The 4,031-nt window shown below is 37.8% G+C and carries 4 protein-coding genes; all 4 read right to left on the bottom strand.

From position 1 onward, the window contains the following. Positions 1-54: 54 nt before the first annotated feature. The 4 genes from ASG21_RS17710 to ASG21_RS17695 all read right to left on the bottom strand — a co-directional run bounded on the left by ASG21_RS17710 (position 55) and on the right by ASG21_RS17695 (position 3,950). Positions 55-768, bottom strand: a complete 714-nt coding sequence (locus ASG21_RS17710) for an NlpC/P60 family protein (protein WP_056083747.1) — start codon at positions 766-768, stop codon at positions 55-57. A 384-nt stretch (positions 769-1,152) separates the two neighbouring features. Continuing rightward, positions 1,153-1,662, bottom strand: coding sequence for a hypothetical protein (locus tag ASG21_RS17705; RefSeq protein WP_056083742.1), 510 nt, complete (start codon positions 1,660-1,662; stop codon positions 1,153-1,155). Further along, entirely contained in the window at positions 1,649-2,347 is a 699-nt protein-coding gene (prfH, locus tag ASG21_RS17700; RefSeq protein WP_056083739.1) for a peptide chain release factor H, read from the bottom strand. Before prfH ends, ASG21_RS17705 begins: the two co-directional genes overlap by 14 nt. 211 nt (positions 2,348-2,558) lie before the next feature. Continuing rightward, positions 2,559-3,950 (bottom strand): RtcB family protein, encoded by a 1,392-nt coding sequence (locus tag ASG21_RS17695; RefSeq protein ID WP_056083736.1) that lies wholly within the window; start codon positions 3,948-3,950, stop codon positions 2,559-2,561. Between the last annotated feature and the right edge of the window lie 81 nt (positions 3,951-4,031).

Raw genomic sequence — 4,031 nt, 5'->3', positions numbered from 1 at the left:
AAAAAAAAAGAGACTGAAAATTCAGTCTCTTTTTAAATATCAATTATTTAAGTTTTAAAAATTTTGCAGGGATGCCTGTGACTCTAATTTTGCTGTTGCATTATAGCTGTCTCCGTTTTCGTTGATCACTCTCTTGGCAAATCTGAACTTTGGACCCCAATATGAATCACTTAGTGAGGAAACCATCACTCCTCTGGATGTTGCGGCGTGTATAAATTTAATATCGCCATCTTCTGAAATGCTTTCTACAATTCCTACATGAGAAATTCTTCTGCCGTGTGAAAAGAAAACCAAATCTCCTTTCTGTAATTCTGTTCTGTCTATTGACTCCCCTTCCTGTGCCTGTGAAGCTGCTACTCTTGGTAAAGTAAGACTTGCTGCTGCACCGAAAACCGATAATACAAATGCCGAACAGTCGATTCCGTTTCTTGTTGTACCACCGTATCTGTAAGGCGTTCCCAAATAAGTTTCTGCTTCTGTAAGGATGTTGTCGATTACCTTATTGTATTTGATTGCTTTGGCAATTTCAGAATTCTTTAATTTGTTTTTTGCGTTGGATAACGCTACTGTTTTTTCAGATACAAAAGAGCTGATTAGCTGCTTTTTATCCATTTCCAACCTTTTGCTCTCAACTGCCGCATAATTGGCATCTGATTTGTTGTCCTTAATATAGGTTGTTGGTTTTGAAACTACATAGTTAGTAACACATGACTGTAAACTTACAGTAGAAATCAGCATCACTAAATACAACAAAACTTTTTTCTTCATAGATAAATTATTTCCGTGTTAAACGTTGTCTTTTATTTTTAAAGCGTTACAAAAGTATCGATTCACATCAAAAACCTGTCGAATCTCATACTTTGAAAGACTGCATTTAACACACTTTAACATAATTATTAACAATGTTAAAGCAATTAAAACCGCAAACGCCCATAAACGGACGTTGTGCGGTTTTTTTTATTAAGGTTTTTTAACAAATTGAAACGGTTGTTTAAATTAAATTGTTTTAAATATTATTTACACAACTCATTATCAATAAATTACGCTAATCTGTCACATTTCTTAATTCATCCTTATATATATTATGAAAAATAAATTATAATAACTGCCTTATGCCTAAAAAAATTCAGTGCATTCCATTAAAAGGGAGACTTATTTCGTCTCCTTCTTCTTTTTAGATTTCTTCGGCATTTTAGATTTAATGAATTTCTTTCGGCTTTTCATAAAATCCAAACTTTGGGGCATGAAGCAAAACTTCTCCGCTTCGGTTAAAAATTTTAATGCATTCGGAAGACTTCCTCTCATCTCAGATAACAAAGCTCTGTAAAACCATAGAGTCGATCTGTCAATTCCTTTTATTTTTAAAGAATAGTTAATCAGCTTTTCTGCTTCCTGAAGATCTTCGTTGTCCAAAAGACATTTAATGTAGTATTTTGGCGTATTCAGATTGGTCACATCACACTGCATTGCTTCCTCGAAATAGAGTTTTGCTTTTTCATAGTCATCGAGCATTTCGCTGTAGATTCTTCCCATCAGACAAAGCGAATCTGCATCTTCAGGGTCGTAGGAAAGCGCATAATTCAACGCTTCCAAACAATCCGGCAAGCTGTATGGATAATTATCCAGCGCTTCAAAATAATATTTACTTTTAGTTAAGGTCATTTCTGTAGTTTTTTAATTCATTTTTCAGTTGATTTCTTTCTTTTTTGAAAGTTTTCTCCTGATGATTCTTTTTAAAATCGCTTCCCGAAAACGTCCGAATCGGATTTCCTCTTTGAACATTCAGATGATTGTTCCACGTTTCCTGCATTTGTTTTTCCAGTTGCTGGATGTGAAATTCCATTACTTTTTCTTTTAATCTGATGATGGAAATTTTCTTGTTCTCCAGTTGCGAACGGGAATCCTGCACGAAAACACTCTGTCCGGTTTTCAGATAAGTTGCACGAACAGCAGTTTCCACTTTATTCACATTTTGTCCGCCACTTCCCTGACTTCTTGCGGTCTGAAACTGAACGTCTCTTTCATTAAAATCCATTTTCTCCAAACCTTCCAATTCAAAAATCCCGATAAACCAGTTGCTTCTTTTATGGAATTTCCTAAAAGTGCTTTTTCCAATCCAAAGAATGCTTCCGAGCCAGTTTTTCAGAAATTCATTAGCTTCTTTTCCTTTTAAAAGTAAGGTCGCAGATTTCAAAGTCAGATTTTCATCGCCATTTTCGCGGTGGATGATTTCGTAACCGATTTTATTTTGTTTTGCTTCCTCAAGAAAGACCTTCAGAACTTTGGCAACTACCCATTGACATTCCAAAGGTCCTCTTCCCGAGGTGATCTGTATTATTTTGTCCATTTTTTATAGGAGCTTAATCCCGCTTTCCGCTGTATCTTTTTTTGCCCTCGCTTTTTTCAAGCCCTTGCAAAAAAAAGGATGCCGCTGCAATCGGGGCTATTGTTTTTCTCCTTTGTATTACTATTGTTATAAATTATGTAATGATTTTTGAAAGAATTAAATGCAGGTTTTTGACATCAAACACCCAACATCCCGCATCCAACATTAATCATTATTTATCCATCCTCACAATTCGGGGTTGGAAAGTTCCGAGAATATCGACCAGTTCACTTTGCGCGTTCATCACTTCGTTGATGTCTTTGTACGCCATCGGTGCTTCTTCCGCATTTCCGCCCATCAAAGTGACATTTTTGAGTTTTAATTCTTTCTTAATATCATTTTGAGTGAAGCGGTTTCTACATTTTCCTCTCGAAAAAGCCCGTCCCGCTCCGTGTGAAGCCGAGTTCAGTGAATTCGGATTTCCTTTTCCACGAACGATAAAACCTTTTGCCGTCATCGAACCGGGAATCATTCCCAACTCGTTTTCATTGGCCGGAGTGGCACCTTTTCTATGAACAATCACTTCTTTTCCGTTGTGGATTTCTTTCCACGCGAAATTGTGATGGTTTTCGATTCTGGCTTTTACTCTTCCGCCGACCGCTTTCACCAATCTTCTGTGAATATCGTCGTGGCAGGCCGAAGCATAATCTCCTGCAAGATTCATCGCCGTCCAGTATTCTAATCCGAGATGCGTGTTCAAATCCAGCCAGGCGAAGTTTTGTGCTTCTTTCGGTAACGGACACTGTTCGGTCGCCACTCTCGAATAATACTGAGCGATTTCGGCTCCCAAACCACGCGAACCGCTGTGTGAAAGGATTCCGAGGTATTTTCCTTTCGGAAGATTGATTTGTTTATCTTCTTCCGTAATTTCCACTTCACCGAATTCCACAAAGTGATTTCCGCCACCGGAGCTTCCCATTTGTTTGATGGCTTTTCCTTTTAATCTTCTCAAAATCGGAATTAAATCAAACGTATCTCTGTCGAAAATCTCATGGTCGACGTGAGATTTGTGCGTTTCGTACATCCCGAATTTGGTGTGTTCGGCAAGCGCTTTTTCATATTTATCTTTGGCGCCGTCGAGATATGAAATTGGCGTATCCAAAATACTGAGCGACATTCTGCATCCGATATCCATTCCGACTCCGTAAGGGATTACCGCATTTTCTACCGCAAGAACGCCACCTATTGGAAGTCCGTAACCGCTGTGGGCATCGGGCATCAAAGCGCCTTGTGTTGCAATTGGCAGTTTCAGTGCAGTGTAGAGTTGGTTTTTTGCTTCATCTGAAATATCATTTCCGAAAATTTGGAAAGACGCCCGGTTGGTGTTGAGCATTCTTTTCTCAGTTTTCTTGGATGAAAGCAAAGCTTCCGCAATTTGTCCGAAGGTTAAGTCTTTCTCGAAGTTCTCCGGATTTTGCTGGATTTCCTTTAAAAGAGATTTCACATAATGAATATTTTTAGTTGCAAAATTTCTCTTCATCACTTCCAATGCGATGTTGACGCTCTGGTTGTTTGGATAGCCTAATTTTAATATATCTTTTCCTTTTAATTTTAAATTTCCCATTTTTATATAATTGATGAATGATGAGAGATCATTGATTTTCTCGCATCTGGTTTGCCAACTAAAATTTTAGTTGGTTTTATT

The sequence above is a fragment of the Chryseobacterium sp. Leaf394 genome (assembly GCF_001424105.1).
Classification (GTDB): domain Bacteria; phylum Bacteroidota; class Bacteroidia; order Flavobacteriales; family Weeksellaceae; genus Chryseobacterium.
The sequence above is the reverse complement of the archived record's forward strand: the minus strand, read 5'-3'. Positions and strand labels throughout refer to the sequence as shown.